At 50.5% G+C, this 436-nt stretch carries 1 protein-coding gene; it reads left to right on the top strand.

Annotated features, from left to right (window positions below; all coding sequences use genetic code 11):
• A partial coding sequence (locus ACTQ33_RS17185; protein WP_441465699.1) for an IS256 family transposase occupies positions 1 to 436 on the top strand: 436 nt, incomplete at both ends.

The following is a 436-nucleotide window of genomic DNA, read 5'->3' as shown; positions in this document are numbered from 1 at the left end:
GAAGGGGGAATTTGAGCCCCAGGTGCTGAAAAAGAACCAGACCAGCATCAGTCAGGACATTGAGGCGAAAATCCTGTCCATGTACGCCAAGGGTATGACAACTGGCGATATTGAGGCCCATATCCAGGACATTTACGGCATTTCTGTCTCAGACAGCACAGTCAGCCGGATCACGGACAAGATCTTGCCCATCGCCAAAGAGTGGCAGCAGCGGCCTTTGGAGCCCATCTACGCCGTGGTATTTCTGGATGCCATCCACTATCATGTCCGCAGCGAAGGGCAGATTGTGAAGAAAGCAGTATACATTGCCATTGGTGTCAATCTGGATGGCCGGAAAGAGGTCCTGGGAATGTGGGTTGGCGAAAATGAGAGTGCCAAGTTCTGGGCAACTGTACTTAACAGCCTAAAAAACCGTGGTGTAGAGGATATTTTCATT

It is taken from the genome of Candidatus Avoscillospira sp. LCP25S3_F1, from assembly GCF_052117125.1.
Lineage (GTDB): Bacteria > Bacillota > Clostridia > Oscillospirales > Oscillospiraceae > Avoscillospira_A.
The sequence above is the reverse complement of the archived record's forward strand: the minus strand, read 5'-3'. Positions and strand labels throughout refer to the sequence as shown.